The following is a 13741-nucleotide window of genomic DNA, read 5'->3' on the forward strand; positions in this document are numbered from 1 at the left end:
TCACCTTCTTTTCGTGAGCGTACCTCTTTTATTCATTTTTGGGCGGTTCGTTTTTCTTGTATTCTGCATTACCAATAAGTAAATCGGCATGCTCTACAAGTTTTTGTTTACCGGCGATATTAAGTTGTTTTGCCTTGCGACAAATAAGATTATCCAGACGCTTTTCCTCAATTGCTGCTTGGCGCTCATCGGTTACGCTTCCGGCGCTTTCGTGGATTCTTTCTAATTCTTGGGGCGTAAGCCATGTTTCAATAATTAAATTAGGCTCCACGCCAATTTTTGATGCAATCTTCTGAGCCTCTTCCTCTGAAATAGTCAACGCACCCAAGGGAACGTTTAGAGCATCTGCGATTTTTTGAAGCATTTCAAGAGAAAAGTTCTTTCCCCTCTCCATTGCTGACTGTAACGATGAAGTTGGAATTCCGGCTATTTTCGCCAACTGACGGCGGCTTAAATTTTTGTTTCGAAGCAGAGAATCTATTCTTTCAACAATAGTCATATAGTCACCTCCTTTATTAGCATATCCTGTTTTGATCGAAATTTCAATCAGATGCTTGACATTGAACGATATATAGTTTATAATTTATCATGTAAACGCAATTTCGTTTAAATGGAGGTGAGACAATGCGAATCGACCGAGTAAAGCTAATTGCCGAAATGGCACGGCAGGAAATCAAGGTGCAGGAGCTGGCCAAAAAGGCCGGAATCTCCCGCATGACGGTTTCCGCCATGAGAAGTGGCAAATCCTGCACGGAAAATTCCGCGAAACACGTTGCCCGGGCGCTGGGTGTACCCATAGAGGCCCTGATGATGGACGAGGAGGAATAAGCATGACAGAAGAAAAGAGGCTGCTGCATCTTCCCATTGTGGGATATATGGAAGCTGGCCCAGATGGAGAATATCACTTGAACGCAGAAAAAAGCGAATGGGCCGATGTAGACCCCGATCTTGTGGCCCGGTTCCTGATCGATAGATTCGGGCATGAAAGAATTTTCGGGGGTGGTGCTAAGTGACCCAGAAGCAGGCTTTTGCACCTTTTGCACCTTTTGCAGAAAGGGTTCAACCCGGAAAACACCAATAAGGAAGGAGGCGTGCAGATTTAAGAGAGGATATATTTTTAGTTTCCGGGGGAATTAACTGAGTTTCCGGGGGAAAAAACGAGATTAATTCCCCCGATAATTCAATTTTCCCAATGTAAAAAACAAAGGAGGCAAATCATGGCAAAAGAAAACCGTCCAGCGTGTAAGATGTTTCGCAATCAAAAGGCGTTGATCGACAGTGTACCGGATGAAGCCGCAGGAAAAGCCTTGAAAGCCATTTTCCAATACTTTGAGAACGGTGAGATCATCGAGATGACACCCCTTGAATTCGCTGTATTTTCATCTGTGAAGCCTTATATTGATGAAAGGATGTGTGATTAAATGGCAGACAACAAAAAGTATTACTATATGCGGTTAAAAGAGGGATTTTTTGACAGTAACGAAATCACCGTTCTTGAAAGCATGCAAGACGGCTATATTTACAGTAATCTTTTATTAAAGCTCTATTTGAGAAGTTTGCAAGACAATGGGCGGCTCATGTTCAACGATGTAATTCCATACAGCGCCCAAATGATAGCTGCTATCACGCGCCATCAAGTGGGCACAGTAGAAAAAGCGTTAAAAATCTTTCAGCAGATGGGGCTTATTGAAATATTAGACAGTGGCGCAATCTACATGCTCAATATTCAAAATTACATAGGCGAATCAACAACCGAAGCCGATAGAAAAAAGGAATATAGAGCCAGAATTGACAGCGAAAAAAACCATCAATTTTTATTATCGGACAAAAGTCTGGACAAATGTCCGACAAATGTCCAACAAAAGCCTGGACAAATGTCCAACAAATATTTGGACAAACGTACACCAGAGATAGAGATAGAGTTAGAGAAAGAGATAAATATAGATATATAAGGGAAATAAGGGTAAGAAGGGATTTTTCCCTTTCAGTCAAAAACCCACCCCCGAAAGGAGAACAATGCTATTTGATTTTGACAAATTCACAATATCGGCAAAACTGGCGTATAGACGATGTGAAGCGAGCCGGTATAGTCTTGATGAGGTTTTACAGGTATTTAAATACTATTTTGATACCTACGAAATAATTTTCAATGAAGCCCACCCAATGATAAGCATTAATCAGATTATTCGTATTATTGAAAAAATGCCGTGTGTGCTGGCTGATGATTACGAATCAGGGAATTTTCTTGATATATCCTTAGAGGATTACAGAAAAATTATTGACCAACATTTTAATACCAAATACAACGGCGGAAACTGTGATTATAATATTAATCATTTTTTCAGTGGAAAAATCAGAGACATGCGTTTTTATGAAGTCTGTTATTGATGTTGGAAACCTAGAAATGAAAGAGGTAATCCAGCAAACCGGCCTTGTAAGTGGAACACAATGACAGATGAAAAGAGCGGAACTGACAAAGCTGGGTCCTAGTAAAGAGCAGATCAAAGGGGTGCAGGAACTTCACCGGCGGGACATGCAATATGTGGACATGAACGGGCCGAAAACGGAGCTGATTGGAGGTAATGACCATGAATAAAGCATTATTTGAACTGGAACACTTGACCGTTGAAGCAGACGGACTCGCGTCAATGGCTATGGCGCTTCATGAGGCGTTTGCCGTGGGGAGGAATGCCCCAGAAACATACTTTGACGCGGTGCGTTATTATGCGTGTCTTTTATGCGATTTTAGGGACAAATTGAATGAAGCTGTAAAAAGCGTATGGAGGGCAAATAATACACAGGACAATTTTTTTGAACAGGAGGCATAAGGGCATGGAACAAGCAATGAACATTATAAAAAGCATTGACAAACGAGCATGGGAAACGAGGTCGCTTTCTTGGTTGATATATGATGCCTTAGAATGTCCATCAGAATTTATGATTAAGCAACTAGCCGATGCCGCACGTCTTCTTTTTGACATGCTCACAGAACAAGAAACCGAAATAGGCGATCTCAAAGAATATATGGAGGACAATGAAAATGGCTAACATAAAAGAAAAAGTGCCCCACACGGCGGCAACCGAGCAGAGCACAAACACCTATAACCAATCTAATTATACCCAATTTTCACAAAAAAATCAATCCTATGTTATGGGGTTGATTGAAGAAGCGCGCAGAAAGGTAAACCGTAATTACACCATGCGCACGGATGAAATGCAAGTTATCTATGAAATGGGCCCTAATACCTGGAATGTTATGTGCAATGCTTTCCTTTTTGGCTATCTGAAAGGCCAACGGGCATTAAGGGCAGAGATAAAGCGCTCACAAGCGCGAGATTGCACCGATCGAACTATCACAAAGCAGAAAGGAGCACAAGAAAAATGAAGAAAGCTGATTTATCCGCTATTGGATTAAACGATGAGCAGATCGAGGCTGTACAGGCATTGTACAACAGTGAAACAAGAAAATGGCTTCGGAATAACACGAGGGTACAGCTAACCAATACGATTGTGGGAATGGTGAGGCTGCTGCGGAGCCTTGATAACTTGCGGGCGGTATTGGATGTGGCTACCTCCCTTTACAAGTCGGAGGAAGAAGTATACATGAAGGAACGCAATGCCCGGTAGATCATCACAACGCAAGGGAGCAGAGGGAGAACGGGAGCTTGCCGCCCTTCTCCGTGGATACGGCTATACCGTCACCCGGGGCGGCTCCCTGTCCTTTGGTGAGGTGCCAGACTTGACCGGCCTTCCCGGCATACATATCGAGGTCAGCAGAGCGGGACGCGGAAAAATTTGGGGATGGAGCGCCCGCCGTATTTCACCGGCGAAACCGTGAACCCTGGCTTGTGACTATGAGGCTTCATGACTGGATGGCCCTTTATCATCAGCAGAAAGGAAGAAAGCAAATGAATGTCAAAATATGCCCGCTTTTATCGGAGAGCGGGAACAAACCGTTTCCATGTGTAAAAGAACAATGTGGGTGGTTTTCATCTTCCCCGGTTGGTGAGGGCTGTTGTGGGATTTTGGAAATTGCAAACGAGATTGCTAACAACACGGATACCATAGCCACGGAGATTTCGACGGCGGGTGACACAGCGGTTAGGAGGCCCCATTATGGACAAGGTTAAGGTCGGGCGATGGGCGAAGTCCTGGGCCTGCAAGTTGCGCAAGAATCCCACTTTGTCTGATCAATGGTTTTCAGAGATGCGCCGAATTGCTTCTAGCTATGGGAAAAAGCAGCTTGATATAGAAGTGAGCCTATGCCTGGCAATGCTGGCGTTTTACCGGTGGCAGCTGGGGGAGTATGATGAGGCGGCGGCGGAGCGGAATTTCTCCGCAGTTTTCGAGTAATCATCCGGAGATTTTGGAGTCCCTAAAAAAGGATATCCCGACATTTCCGACCCCCTAAAAAGAAGGTATCGAGACATTCGAGACACCCTAAAAGGAGGCAGCTATGAACAATCTTGATTTTCGTATGCAAACATTACTTGACAGCGCGCGACAGGATGGCGAATGCTTTGCGGCGCTCAAAATCCATGTGGCCCGTGTCTATGAGATGATCGGCGCATTGGAATTGACCATGGACGACCTTGTTGCGCTGGAAAGCGCCATATATTCCGCCCTGGAATCGGCAATCCATGTCCAGGCAAAACCAGTGGAAACCTTTTAGCGTACAAAGAGCGAACAAAGAAAAACAGCGGCGCGACTATATCGTCGCAACCGCCGTTTCCCTGTGCTTTCAAGATAATTTTATTGTACCACGTACAGGGGAGGGGCGCAACAATGACCCATGAGGAACTTGCCCAAAAGATCAAAGCGGGAGATAAAGAACAGCTTGGCCCGCTTTGGGAGGGGACGAAGCGGCTATTGTTTTCCCTGGCGGCCAAGGAAATGCGATCCGATGCGATGAGGGCTAGGGCACAGGCAGCAGGGCTAGAACCCTGCGACATTGAGCAGGAGCTTTTCTTTGCCCTTGTGGCCGCTGTGAAAGCCTATGACCCAGCCCGAGGCTATCGGTTTACCTCCTATCTGAAATACGCCGTGAAAAACCGCCTGCAATCCGCATTAGGGCTTAGAACCGAGAAGCAGAAATATGACCCCCTTTGCCGCGCGGATTCACTTGACCGGCAGATCGAGCAGGAGGACGGGGAAACCTCCCTTTCCGATATTGTACCCGACCCACAAGGGGAGACGGGCTTTCTCAATGTTGAGGATGCCGTCTTTGTCCGCCAGCTCCATGAGGCGCTGGAAACGGCGCTAAACGACATCGAGCCGCCGCAAAAGCGGGTGATTGTAGGCCGGTATTTCCAGGGGCAGACCCTGAAAGCACTGGCGGAATCGGAGGGATGCTCCCTTGACTGGATACGGCAGCGAGAAGCAAAGGCCCTTGTGCGGATACGGTGGAAGCATGGGCGGCTGCTAAGGCCCTTCCTGGATGAGATGATCGAGGCATGGGCCTACAGGGGTACAGGACTTAAGGCCTTCCGGTATAGCGGAGTTTCCAGTGTGGAAAGAGCAGCGGAGAAAATAGACACATATAAAAGAAAGGATGATAAACCATGACAGATGAAGAAATGAAGCAATTTATAACGGAAATTGTAGAACAGGCGGTAACTAACATGTTGCGGCCAACGGTCACTCGTGATCAAATTATGTCGATTAAGGACTCCGCAACCAGACAGGAGATGATCGCGCGGCACCCGGAGGCGTTTGACCCGGCAAACTTACCGGAGGAACAGCGAATTGCGATGGAATTGGCGGAGAAGCGCCGCAGGAAACAGGAGGAAGACCCCGCCTTTGAATCCTGGGTTGAAGAAAAAACCGCAGAAATAGCCGCACTGGAAACGCCAAAGGAACGCAGGGAAGCGATTTTCTCCATCCCAACCCTAAACCAAGCCAAGGGGGCCACATTACGAAAAAGGCTGATCGAAAGATTTGCGGACGATTTCCAAGACTACGCACCAAAAGACCCATGGAAACAAGCCCCGTCAAAGCCTAAAAGAGCGGAAAATCCGCTAGTGACCAAAGCGCGTAAGAAAATAGAGGGAATTGCCGATGCAGACGAGAGAAGGAGCGCCATTTTGAATATAAAAGATACCACCGCAAGGCAAGCTATGATTGGTGAAAATCCCGCTTTATTTGTCGCAGGAGGTGAACCCAATGAATAAAGAAGTAGGAAAAGCCCCAGAAAACCAGGAAGATACCCAACCAACGCCGGAAGAACAGGCTGCGGCCCAATTTAACGAGTTTCTGGCCATGGGTAAAAATCAAGCCGAATTCGACCGGAGGGTGCAAAAGGCCACCCAAAAAGCCGTTGCAGACGCTAGATCAAAGTGGGAAGAAGCAGCGGAGAGAGAACCGGAAGAAAATGAGATAGAGGCGGAGATTGCAGACCTTAAAAGACAGCTTACCCTAGCGGAAAACCGCACAGAAGCCCAAGGGATAGCCAATAGTATGAGGTATCCGGTTCCTCCTGAGCTAATGGAATATGCGGTTGTGGAAGATAAAGGGCAGACGATTGAAAACGCCGCAGCCCTGGCACACCAACTTAACGCCGACATTGTCGAAGGCATACGCAATAGCCTTGCTGGCCGCGTACCAAAGGCCAGCTTTGGAACAAATCTCTTGAGCCGTGAGCAAATCTTGAACGAAAAAGACCGGGAAAAGCGTTGGAAGCTGATTGCAGAAAATCCGCATTTGTTTACAAAGAGGCGCTAGGAAAGGAAATCCATATGAAACCAACCAAACTGGAACAGGAGACGATCATCCTCTTTAATGAAGCAGAGAAAGAGGCAAGTATTTACACGTATAATGGCAAGCTTAAACGAAGGCTGGAAGAGCTATCTCGAGAATTTCCAGAACAAGTATGGCTCAAGAATGATGATGGGGCAGGAGCTCAAACCTACATCATACCGAAGAATCTAGTCTCGGTCAGGAGGCCGGTTAGCGAAGAAAGGCGAGCGGCACAGAGGGAACGCGCATTAACATCGCTTTTTAGGTCTCAAGATACCGATGAAACCCCAGGTCAGAGAGATTGAAACAATGTAAGAGGGTAATTCCATGGGTGAGGCCATGAATGCCTGTAATAGGGGTTTTTATCGAGAGAATTGAAGCACATAACAAAAGCGGGCATATAGCCCGCTCTTTTTTTATTGCTTCCACAAAATTATATCATTTGCTGGGAGAGGAAAAACGAACCCTTCTCACCGGTCTTCCCGAGGTTTTCTGAAAATTAGAACAGGGGGATGTTATCTCATTATCGGGTACGTTAATTCAATTATCGGAGGAAATAATGGGGTTTCCAGGGGAATTAATCCGGTTTTTTCTCCCGAAAATACAAAAATAGAGCGGGCCAAGTAGCCCGCTTTTTTATTCGCCCAGCATGTCAAAATGCCGCCGGTACCGTGTGGGGATGTTGATACCCACCAGATATCCCAGTTCTCCCAGCACATGGGAGATGGCGGCAAAGCCGTCTTTATAGAACTGGGACAGCCGGTACTGCTTATTTGTGATTCCCTTGTATCCGGCAGGACAGACAAAGGTCCAGTCAGCCCCGCTTTTGTCCAGCACAATGCGGAAATATTGATCTATATCCAGTTCGCTGAACCCCGCCAGCTTGAGCAGAATGTGATGCTCCGGCGCGTCGTCCACGCTGGACATAATGACCCGCTCCTCGTCGTAGGAGATCAGCACCAGCAGCGGCTCATCCTTTTGTATCGCTTGGTTCACGGCCTCTTCCGAAGGGTATTTGATGATGGTCATTTCTGGTCACCGTCCTCCACATACTCTAAGATGTCCCCAGGCTGACACCCTAGCAGGGCGCAAATCTGGGAAACATTGTCAAGAGAAATTGTTTTGCCCTCCCGCAAGGATTGAATAACACCCTCAGAAAGAAGTTTTTCCCGTCTTAGCTTATATGTGGAATATCCCTTGCTTTTCAGCGCTTCTAGTATGTCCACCTTATACCTTATTGGCATTTTCGTTCCATCCCTTCCCTTTTTTAGGACTGCCGAAATTGCCGACTCTCAAGCTTCGGAATGTCGAGTATGCTATTCCCATATTCTGCGCAATCTGTTCATCCGTCAGTCCATCCCGGGCCCTTATAGGGTGGGCCCTTTTTCACTATCTCTATTATATATCAAATATACACGGAAATCAATGTATAAAATATCTGAATATACACGGAAAACATTGTATATTATGTCAATAGACTATACACAGAAAACGATGTATAATATAGACAGTGGTTGAGAGAAAGCCACAAGGGAAGACCGACAAAGCGGGTTATAACTGTTGAAGGCCATCTGATGGAGCTATAGAACGTCAAGCGTGCCCGCCTTCCCACAGCAGTTCGAGGGTGTCAGCAAAAGCCCCACGTTATGAGCTACAGCGCAAAGCTCCGTTTGATGGTATGAGCGTGAAATCATCCGGTTCACAGGTATAACCGAAAAAGCCTGTGGGGTTATGGCTCCCCATCAAAGCCAGCCAGGGCAAAGGGAGAGAGGCCACACCGGAAGGAGGTGGGCCAATGAAATGGAAAGACTGGCAGAAGCTCAGTAAAGAGCAAAAGCAAGCACATTTCGAAGAATATAAAAAAATGTGGCTAGCCCTCCATCACAAAGGCTAGCCACAGCTAAAAGAGAAACCCGCTAGAGCCTCTCCCTTTGGCTCTATTCTATAACAAAAAAAGGAAACGGTCAAGGAAGAAAGCAATACAATTCCGGGAAACAGAAGGGAGCCAATACGATGGGCACAGTAGAATTAACTAAGAAGGTACGCGAGCTGAAGGAACTAAAGTTGATAGCGGAAGAGCTAGCGGCGGAGATCGCCGATATAGAGACAGAGATCAAAGAAGAAATGACGGCCCGGAATGTGGAAGAAATGGAAGTGGATGTTTTTAAAGTCTGCTGGACAAAGGTCAAAAGCCACCGCTTTGACCTCTCCGCCTTTAAGCAGTTCGCCCCGGAGCTTACACAGGTTTTCACAAAAACCGTTGAAACCCGTCGGTTTTCTATTGTGTAGAGAAACAGAATAGAATTTTGGGAAAACTATGTTGCGAACCTCCGCAACCACCAGACTGAATCCAGACGCAATTTGCGTCTGGATTCTTTTCTTTTATCAGCCTTTTTTGACAAAGAACGGTACCTATCCCAAACAGGCCCAGCCCCAATTTACGGGGCCGGGCCTGTTTGGCTATGATGGATCAGAAGGTAATAGTGCGGGGCGCCTCGGTAAAGGAGGAGAAGGTTGCCGTCCCCTTCTCCAAAGCGAAAATTTGGGTATTCCCATCTCCAGCCTGATACATGCTCTGTAGGGATGGGTAGGCGGCGAGCATATGCTCCTGTGCTTCCAAGCGGGGATCTTCCACCGCTATGGCGGCCACACGGAGCCACCGCTCTCCGTCAAAGGCACAGATTTCCACCTTGGGATTTTGTTGGATCTGCTTGGATACATCCTTCACCTTGCCGGTCTGGATGGTAAGCCGGCCGTCGAAGAGATCAATGGTGCCAAAGGGCCGTACCCTCGGTTGATTCCCCTCCACGGTGGCAAGATAATAGGTTCCGCACTTTTTAAGAAAATCATAAATTTCCTGCATGGCAAAGGCCTCCTTTGTAATTTCTTATATTAATTATATCATATCAAATGACAACGAACGAAGGATTTTCTCTGATTTCCTTTTAGGATGATAGACCGAAGGGGGAAGATGGATTGCCGGAGACCGGTCCACAAAATTTGGAAGGAGTTCCCGGACAGATAAAAACGCCGCCGGCTTATGCCTGCGGCGTTTTCTACATGAATTTAAGCCAGAATCTCCGAGATGGTGCGCATGATCTCGTCATGACAACCTCCACATCCCGTGGAACAATGGGTGATCTTCTGGACATCGGCAAAGGCTTCCTCTACCTGGGAGAAAGATTTGCTCTGGTGTAGAGCTTGTTCTACATCGGCGTAAGTAACCTTTTTGCAGTGGCAGATCTCATAATTTTCTTTCATTTTACTCATAGCGATCTCTCCTTATTTCACCGAAAACGGACAAAAGCATCCCCGTAGGCAGCTTCTGCAAAAAATATAACCAGAAGCAGCAGCCTTGAACCGGGTGCAAAGTGACAGAAAGCTTGATTCCTACACTTTTATTTATTATAGCACACCCCAGTTGATCTGACAAGGTAGGCGATAGAGAGGACAGAAGGCGTGGCGTTGACATGGAATTTTAATCCCTGCTTTCAAGAAGACACACCTAGCGGTGGCATCCGTTTTTTGCGCTCTGTCGGTTTTCTCGGAGTGCTGGAAGTGGCTGTCAGCCAACGAAAGAAAATGATGGAAAAACCCGCCGTTCCTTCTATTGACTTCGGATATGGGACAGGATATACTTAGGGAGACGCGATGATGGCCCGCCGCAGGGATGGAGGCCAGAGAGGAAGGAACTGGATGCTCAAAACCATTCTATTTGATCTGGACGGCACGCTGCTCCCCATGGATCAGGACCTTTTCACCAAGGCGTACTTCCAGCGTTTGGCGCAAAAGCTCATTCCCCATGGCTATGAGCCCAAGGCGCTGGTAGACGGGATCTGGGCCGGCACAGCCGCCATGGTCAAAAACGACGGAACAAGAACCAACGAGGAGGCGTTCTGGAAACGCTTCAGCGAGATTTTTGGAGAAAAGTCCCTGGAGGACCGGCCGGTGTTAGATGAATATTACAGGCAGGAATTCCAGGAGGTAGCCGGCGTCTGCGGGTACAATCCCAAGGCCAAGGAGACGGTGGAACAGCTCAGACAGGCGGGACTTCGGCTGGCCTTGGCCACAAACCCCATCTTCCCCGCCGTGGCCACCGAAAGCCGGATCCGATGGGCGGGACTGACGCCGGAGGACTTTGCCCTCTACACCACCTATGAGAACATCGGCTGGTGCAAGCCCAACCCGGAATATTACCGGGAGCTTCTCAGAAGGCTGGAATGTCCGGCGGAAGAATGCCTGATGGTGGGCAACGACGCCAAAGAGGATATGATTGCCCAGAGTGTGGGGATGAAGGTTTTCCTCCTCACCGATTGCCTCATCAACAGAGAGGAGGCCGACCTTTCGGCCTTCCCCCAGGGCGGCTTTGATGAGCTGCTCGACTATATTCAAAGAGAGAACAGCGCGGAAGGGTAGGATTTTTATGAGCAAACGGATTGCGGTTGTCACCGACAGCAACAGCGGCATCCCCATCCGGACGGCGGAGGAGCTTGGCATCTTTGTCATCCCGATGCCCTTTATCATTGAGGAAAAGACCTTTTATGAAGAGATTAGCTTAACCCAGCCCCAGTTTTATGAGAAACTGAAAAACGACGTGGATATCTCCACCTCCCAGCCGGTGGTGGGGGATATTCTGGACCTATGGGACAAGATCCTGGAGGATTACGACGAGATTGTCCACATTCCCATGTCCAGCGGCCTTTCCGGCTCCTGCGCTACCGCCATTGCTTTGGCGGAAAGCTATGACGGCAGGGTGCAGGTGGTCAATAACCAGCGCATCTCGGTCACCCAGCGCCAGTCGGTGCTGGATGCCTTGGAGCTGATCAAAGCGGGGAAATCCGCCGCGGAGGTCCGGGAGATTCTGGAAAAGGAAAAGTTTGAATCCAGCATCTATATTATGATGGATACCTTAAAATACCTGAAGAAGGGCGGACGGATCACCCCAGCCGCGGCGGCCATTGCCACAGTGCTGCGGATTCGGCCGGTGCTGCAGATTCAGGGGGAGAAGCTGGATGCCTTTAAAAAGGCCCGGAGCGAAAAGCAGGGCCGGGAGATCATGGTCAACGCCATCCAGGACGATATCGAAAAGCGGTTTGGCGGCATGGATCAGATCCGTCTGTTTGTGGCCCACACCGACAATGAGGCCGGCGCTCAGGACTTCTGTCAGGAACTGGCCCAGAAGCTGGGGAAGGAAGTTACCCAGTGCGATCCCTTGTCCCTCAGCGTGGCCTGCCATATCGGCCCTGGAGCCTTGGCAGTAGCCTGTTCAAAGAAAATAGACCGCTATTTATAAATAGGAAAGCCCGCCGGAGATTTCGGCGGGCCTTCTATCTTCTATTAGGAACAGAAAAGATGGTTGCCGATCCGCTTGATGACCGGCCTTGTCCGAATCCACTGGTTAGAGGTCTTGTCCGGATTATAATAGTAGAGGGCGCCGCCGGAGGGATCCCAGCCGTTTAAGGCGTCTTGGGCCGCCTGGTAACAGGATTCGGCGATGGGCTCGTTGATCTGGCCGTCGGTGATGGCGGTAAAGGCGCCCGGCTGATAGACCACCCCGGCAATGGTGTCGGGGAAGGAGGGATGGGCCACCCGGTTGAGGACTACGGCTCCCACTGCCACCTGGCCAATATACTCCTCCCCTCGGGCTTCGGCAGAGATGATCCGGGCCAGCAGTTGATAGTCGCTTTGGGAGGTGGAGGAGTTGCTGCCGGCGGTGATGCCCAGGGCTTTGAGGGTGTTGGGCCCGGCGATGCCGTCTACAGCAAGTCCTTTCTGCTTCTGAAAGGCCCGGACCGCCTCCTCTGTCTTGGCGCCGTAGATACCGTCCACAGCGATGGTGTAGAGGCCCAGTTCCTTGAGCTTCTGCTGAATCTTGGTCACCTCTTCTCCCCGGGACCCCCGTTTGGAGAGGGTGGGAATGGCCAGGCTATCGCTGGATGCGGTAGCTGCGGTGGCTGTGTTGGGGGTAAAACGCAGGAGAAAATAGGCAAAGGCGATGACACAGATATTGATCATGACCACCACCATGATTTTGAGAACTTTGGCAAGGGTATCATCCATGATTTCAAAACTCCTATCTGCCGCCTCGCGGCTGTAAATTAGTAAAAGTTTTCCCGGAAAGGATGGGAATATCCAGCCCAAAGGGGACGGCAATTTCTCTTTTTTTAAAAAAACGGAACAACGGCCCCGCTGGATGCATAGAATAGGGCACAGTGAAAAACAGGGGGGCTGGATATGGAGCTTATCATCGGCGTGACCATTTGTATCCTTGCCATTGGGGTCAGCTACATCCTGGGGGAATATTTTGAGCGGCGCCGGAAGGAGCAGGCGAAGGTGGGGTACACCTATCCGGTGGATGGGGAAGAGGAGCCCTTCGACGAAAAAGAGGTTTCCGACTACATACGGCTTGCCGCTGGGTATATGCGCCGCCGCCATCAGGCCTATGGCCTGGATAAGGGTTATTACAAGCGGGCGGCGGAACAGCTGGTGATCTATATCATCGAGAGCAGGGGGCATCTGCCCACTCCCGCCCTGGTAGAAAAGATCGCGGAGGAAACAGAGCAGTTGTTTGAAGGCTTTCACGAGATGGAAGATGTGTTAGAAGAGCCGCAGCAGGAGTAGCTGGGGCGGAAAAAGGACGGCTTTCTGCCGTCCTTTTTTCTGTGTTTGAGGGCAGAAAGGGCCAAAATTGGGAAGTATAGTATAATTAAAGGAAAAGTAAACGAAATGTATAGAAAAAGATGAGGATAAAAAGGAAAAGAAATGAGAAAATTGCTTGACAGTGGGGAAGGTATATGCTAAAATAAACAAGCTGTCTCGGAGAGAGGGCCGGGAGGCCGGAAAAGAGCTGAGATAGCGAAAAAAGATTTGGGAAATATATTGACACCGCATGGGAAATGTGGTACAATATAAGTCCTGACTGAGGGAAACCTCGGCGGCGGACCTTGAAAATTGAACAACATTTGAACCAAGAACAAAGACCCTTGGAAACGAATTTGAGTAGAGT

26 protein-coding genes and 1 pseudogene are annotated in these 13741 nt (G+C 48.6%); 21 read left to right on the forward strand and 6 right to left on the reverse strand.

Annotated elements, in window-relative coordinates:
* Positions 1-28: 28 nt before the first annotated feature.
* Entirely contained in the window at positions 29-499 is a 471-nt protein-coding gene (locus WGC32_RS13710; protein WP_342682700.1) for a helix-turn-helix domain-containing protein, read from the reverse strand.
* A 125-nt stretch (positions 500-624) separates the two neighbouring features.
* On the opposite strand from WGC32_RS13710, the gene WGC32_RS13715 reads away from it, so the two are divergent.
* The 17 genes and pseudogenes from WGC32_RS13715 (at position 625) to WGC32_RS13795 (ending at position 7040) form a co-directional block, all read left to right on the forward strand.
* Positions 625-828: a helix-turn-helix domain-containing protein gene (locus tag WGC32_RS13715; RefSeq protein WP_342682702.1), complete on the forward strand. Its 204-nt coding sequence runs from the start codon at positions 625-627 to the stop codon at positions 826-828.
* Between the two features lie 2 nt (positions 829-830).
* The gene (locus tag WGC32_RS13720) at positions 831-1013 is read left to right on the forward strand and encodes a hypothetical protein (protein ID WP_342682704.1); all 183 of its coding nucleotides are present in this window, start codon (positions 831-833) and stop codon (positions 1011-1013) included.
* Between the two features lie 204 nt (positions 1014-1217).
* Positions 1218-1421, forward strand: coding sequence for a DUF6291 domain-containing protein (locus tag WGC32_RS13725; RefSeq protein WP_342682705.1), 204 nt, complete (start codon positions 1218-1220; stop codon positions 1419-1421).
* Positions 1422-1946: pseudogene (locus WGC32_RS13730) on the forward strand (phage replisome organizer N-terminal domain-containing protein); the annotation flags it as partial.
* 70 nt (positions 1947-2016) lie between these two features.
* Positions 2017-2388, forward strand: coding sequence for a hypothetical protein (locus WGC32_RS13735; RefSeq protein ID WP_342682707.1), 372 nt, complete (start codon positions 2017-2019; stop codon positions 2386-2388).
* 67 nt (positions 2389-2455) lie between these two features.
* Positions 2456-2596 carry a hypothetical protein gene (locus tag WGC32_RS13740; RefSeq protein WP_342682709.1) on the forward strand — a complete coding sequence of 47 codons (141 nt, stop codon included), beginning with the start codon at positions 2456-2458 and terminating at the stop codon, positions 2594-2596.
* Positions 2589-2828: a hypothetical protein gene (locus tag WGC32_RS13745; protein ID WP_342682710.1), complete on the forward strand. Its 240-nt coding sequence runs from the start codon at positions 2589-2591 to the stop codon at positions 2826-2828. Before WGC32_RS13740 ends, WGC32_RS13745 begins: the two co-directional genes overlap by 8 nt.
* Positions 2829-2832: 4 nt before the next feature.
* Entirely contained in the window at positions 2833-3048 is a 216-nt protein-coding gene (locus tag WGC32_RS13750) for a hypothetical protein (RefSeq protein WP_342682711.1), read from the forward strand.
* Positions 3041-3385 (forward strand): hypothetical protein, encoded by a 345-nt coding sequence (locus WGC32_RS13755; RefSeq protein ID WP_342682712.1) that lies wholly within the window; start codon positions 3041-3043, stop codon positions 3383-3385. The genes WGC32_RS13750 and WGC32_RS13755 overlap by 8 nt, the downstream gene beginning before the upstream one ends.
* On the forward strand, positions 3382-3627 hold the full coding sequence (locus WGC32_RS13760) for a hypothetical protein (protein ID WP_342682714.1): 246 nt from the start codon (positions 3382-3384) through the stop codon (positions 3625-3627). The genes WGC32_RS13755 and WGC32_RS13760 overlap by 4 nt, the downstream gene beginning before the upstream one ends.
* Positions 3617-3838: a hypothetical protein gene (locus tag WGC32_RS13765; protein ID WP_342682716.1), complete on the forward strand. Its 222-nt coding sequence runs from the start codon at positions 3617-3619 to the stop codon at positions 3836-3838. The genes WGC32_RS13760 and WGC32_RS13765 overlap by 11 nt, the downstream gene beginning before the upstream one ends.
* A 278-nt stretch (positions 3839-4116) precedes the next feature.
* Positions 4117-4353, forward strand: coding sequence for a hypothetical protein (locus tag WGC32_RS13770; RefSeq protein WP_342682718.1), 237 nt, complete (start codon positions 4117-4119; stop codon positions 4351-4353).
* A 103-nt stretch (positions 4354-4456) separates the two neighbouring features.
* Positions 4457-4672 (forward strand): hypothetical protein, encoded by a 216-nt coding sequence (locus WGC32_RS13775; protein WP_342682719.1) that lies wholly within the window; start codon positions 4457-4459, stop codon positions 4670-4672.
* Between the two features lie 113 nt (positions 4673-4785).
* Positions 4786-5565, forward strand: coding sequence for an RNA polymerase sigma factor (locus WGC32_RS13780; RefSeq protein ID WP_342682721.1), 780 nt, complete (start codon positions 4786-4788; stop codon positions 5563-5565).
* The gene (locus WGC32_RS13785) at positions 5562-6170 is read left to right on the forward strand and encodes a hypothetical protein (RefSeq protein WP_342682723.1); all 609 of its coding nucleotides are present in this window, start codon (positions 5562-5564) and stop codon (positions 6168-6170) included. The genes WGC32_RS13780 and WGC32_RS13785 overlap by 4 nt, the downstream gene beginning before the upstream one ends.
* Positions 6163-6720: a hypothetical protein gene (locus WGC32_RS13790; protein WP_342682724.1), complete on the forward strand. Its 558-nt coding sequence runs from the start codon at positions 6163-6165 to the stop codon at positions 6718-6720. The genes WGC32_RS13785 and WGC32_RS13790 overlap by 8 nt, the downstream gene beginning before the upstream one ends.
* Before the next feature lie 14 nt (positions 6721-6734).
* Positions 6735-7040: an immunoglobulin gene (locus tag WGC32_RS13795; RefSeq protein ID WP_342682726.1), complete on the forward strand. Its 306-nt coding sequence runs from the start codon at positions 6735-6737 to the stop codon at positions 7038-7040.
* A 331-nt stretch (positions 7041-7371) separates the two neighbouring features.
* On the opposite strand, the gene WGC32_RS13800 is transcribed toward WGC32_RS13795, so the two are convergent.
* Together WGC32_RS13800 and WGC32_RS13805 are read right to left on the reverse strand one after the other, a co-directional pair.
* The gene (locus tag WGC32_RS13800; RefSeq protein WP_342682727.1) at positions 7372-7764 is read right to left on the reverse strand and encodes a hypothetical protein; all 393 of its coding nucleotides are present in this window, start codon (positions 7762-7764) and stop codon (positions 7372-7374) included.
* Complete coding sequence (locus WGC32_RS13805; protein WP_342682729.1) at positions 7761-7979, reverse strand: helix-turn-helix domain-containing protein; 219 nt, start codon at positions 7977-7979, stop codon at positions 7761-7763. Before WGC32_RS13805 ends, WGC32_RS13800 begins: the two co-directional genes overlap by 4 nt.
* A gap of 769 nt (positions 7980-8748) precedes the next feature.
* Here WGC32_RS13805 and WGC32_RS13810 point away from each other — a divergent pair.
* Entirely contained in the window at positions 8749-9024 is a 276-nt protein-coding gene (locus WGC32_RS13810) for a hypothetical protein (protein WP_342682731.1), read from the forward strand.
* Between the two features lie 181 nt (positions 9025-9205).
* Here WGC32_RS13810 and WGC32_RS13815 read toward each other — a convergent pair whose 3' ends face one another.
* On the reverse strand, positions 9206-9598 hold the full coding sequence (locus WGC32_RS13815; protein ID WP_191483237.1) for a pyridoxamine 5'-phosphate oxidase family protein: 393 nt from the start codon (positions 9596-9598) through the stop codon (positions 9206-9208).
* A 203-nt stretch (positions 9599-9801) separates the two neighbouring features.
* Positions 9802-10005 (reverse strand): (2Fe-2S)-binding protein, encoded by a 204-nt coding sequence (locus WGC32_RS13820; RefSeq protein ID WP_191510587.1) that lies wholly within the window; start codon positions 10003-10005, stop codon positions 9802-9804.
* 426 nt (positions 10006-10431) lie between these two features.
* Between WGC32_RS13820 and WGC32_RS13825 the strand changes: the two genes are divergently transcribed.
* Positions 10432-11151 carry an HAD family hydrolase gene (locus tag WGC32_RS13825; RefSeq protein WP_342682734.1) on the forward strand — a complete coding sequence of 240 codons (720 nt, stop codon included), beginning with the start codon at positions 10432-10434 and terminating at the stop codon, positions 11149-11151.
* Between the two features lie 7 nt (positions 11152-11158).
* Positions 11159-12028 (forward strand): DegV family protein, encoded by an 870-nt coding sequence (locus WGC32_RS13830; RefSeq protein ID WP_191510589.1) that lies wholly within the window; start codon positions 11159-11161, stop codon positions 12026-12028.
* Positions 12029-12072: 44 nt separating this feature from the next.
* Here the strand turns inward: WGC32_RS13830 and sleB are convergent, their stop codons facing one another.
* Positions 12073-12795 carry a spore cortex-lytic enzyme gene (sleB, locus tag WGC32_RS13835; protein ID WP_342682736.1) on the reverse strand — a complete coding sequence of 241 codons (723 nt, stop codon included), beginning with the start codon at positions 12793-12795 and terminating at the stop codon, positions 12073-12075.
* Positions 12796-12969: 174 nt separating this feature from the next.
* Between sleB and WGC32_RS13840 the strand changes: the two genes are divergently transcribed.
* The gene (locus tag WGC32_RS13840; RefSeq protein WP_342682737.1) at positions 12970-13356 is read left to right on the forward strand and encodes a hypothetical protein; all 387 of its coding nucleotides are present in this window, start codon (positions 12970-12972) and stop codon (positions 13354-13356) included.
* The last annotated feature ends 385 nt before the right edge of the window (positions 13357-13741 follow it).

Source organism: Zongyangia acetica (assembly GCF_038739695.1).
Classification (GTDB): Bacteria; Bacillota; Clostridia; order Oscillospirales; family Ruminococcaceae; genus Zongyangia; species Zongyangia gallinarum.

Bases quoted from the DNA above. Each gene is read 5' to 3' on its own strand.
- WGC32_RS13710 (WP_342682700.1), bottom strand. From the start codon at position 499: ATGACTATTGTTGAAAGAATAGATTCTCTGCTTCGAAACAAAAATTTA.
- WGC32_RS13715 (WP_342682702.1), top strand. From the start codon at position 625: ATGCGAATCGACCGAGTAAAGCTAATTGCCGAAATGGCACGGCAGGAA.
- WGC32_RS13720 (WP_342682704.1), top strand. From the start codon at position 831: ATGACAGAAGAAAAGAGGCTGCTGCATCTTCCCATTGTGGGATATATG.
- WGC32_RS13725 (WP_342682705.1), top strand. From the start codon at position 1,218: ATGGCAAAAGAAAACCGTCCAGCGTGTAAGATGTTTCGCAATCAAAAG.
- WGC32_RS13735 (WP_342682707.1), top strand. From the start codon at position 2,017: ATGCTATTTGATTTTGACAAATTCACAATATCGGCAAAACTGGCGTAT.
- WGC32_RS13740 (WP_342682709.1), top strand. From the start codon at position 2,456: ATGAAAAGAGCGGAACTGACAAAGCTGGGTCCTAGTAAAGAGCAGATC.
- WGC32_RS13745 (WP_342682710.1), top strand. From the start codon at position 2,589: ATGAATAAAGCATTATTTGAACTGGAACACTTGACCGTTGAAGCAGAC.
- WGC32_RS13750 (WP_342682711.1), top strand. From the start codon at position 2,833: ATGGAACAAGCAATGAACATTATAAAAAGCATTGACAAACGAGCATGG.
- WGC32_RS13755 (WP_342682712.1), top strand. From the start codon at position 3,041: ATGGCTAACATAAAAGAAAAAGTGCCCCACACGGCGGCAACCGAGCAG.
- WGC32_RS13760 (WP_342682714.1), top strand. From the start codon at position 3,382: ATGAAGAAAGCTGATTTATCCGCTATTGGATTAAACGATGAGCAGATC.
- WGC32_RS13765 (WP_342682716.1), top strand. From the start codon at position 3,617: ATGCCCGGTAGATCATCACAACGCAAGGGAGCAGAGGGAGAACGGGAG.
- WGC32_RS13770 (WP_342682718.1), top strand. From the start codon at position 4,117: ATGGACAAGGTTAAGGTCGGGCGATGGGCGAAGTCCTGGGCCTGCAAG.
- WGC32_RS13775 (WP_342682719.1), top strand. From the start codon at position 4,457: ATGAACAATCTTGATTTTCGTATGCAAACATTACTTGACAGCGCGCGA.
- WGC32_RS13780 (WP_342682721.1), top strand. From the start codon at position 4,786: ATGACCCATGAGGAACTTGCCCAAAAGATCAAAGCGGGAGATAAAGAA.
- WGC32_RS13785 (WP_342682723.1), top strand. From the start codon at position 5,562: ATGACAGATGAAGAAATGAAGCAATTTATAACGGAAATTGTAGAACAG.
- WGC32_RS13790 (WP_342682724.1), top strand. From the start codon at position 6,163: ATGAATAAAGAAGTAGGAAAAGCCCCAGAAAACCAGGAAGATACCCAA.
- WGC32_RS13795 (WP_342682726.1), top strand. From the start codon at position 6,735: ATGAAACCAACCAAACTGGAACAGGAGACGATCATCCTCTTTAATGAA.
- WGC32_RS13800 (WP_342682727.1), bottom strand. From the start codon at position 7,764: ATGACCATCATCAAATACCCTTCGGAAGAGGCCGTGAACCAAGCGATA.
- WGC32_RS13805 (WP_342682729.1), bottom strand. From the start codon at position 7,979: ATGCCAATAAGGTATAAGGTGGACATACTAGAAGCGCTGAAAAGCAAG.
- WGC32_RS13810 (WP_342682731.1), top strand. From the start codon at position 8,749: ATGGGCACAGTAGAATTAACTAAGAAGGTACGCGAGCTGAAGGAACTA.
- WGC32_RS13815 (WP_191483237.1), bottom strand. From the start codon at position 9,598: ATGCAGGAAATTTATGATTTTCTTAAAAAGTGCGGAACCTATTATCTT.
- WGC32_RS13820 (WP_191510587.1), bottom strand. From the start codon at position 10,005: ATGAGTAAAATGAAAGAAAATTATGAGATCTGCCACTGCAAAAAGGTT.
- WGC32_RS13825 (WP_342682734.1), top strand. From the start codon at position 10,432: ATGCTCAAAACCATTCTATTTGATCTGGACGGCACGCTGCTCCCCATG.
- WGC32_RS13830 (WP_191510589.1), top strand. From the start codon at position 11,159: ATGAGCAAACGGATTGCGGTTGTCACCGACAGCAACAGCGGCATCCCC.
- sleB (WP_342682736.1), bottom strand. From the start codon at position 12,795: ATGGATGATACCCTTGCCAAAGTTCTCAAAATCATGGTGGTGGTCATG.
- WGC32_RS13840 (WP_342682737.1), top strand. From the start codon at position 12,970: ATGGAGCTTATCATCGGCGTGACCATTTGTATCCTTGCCATTGGGGTC.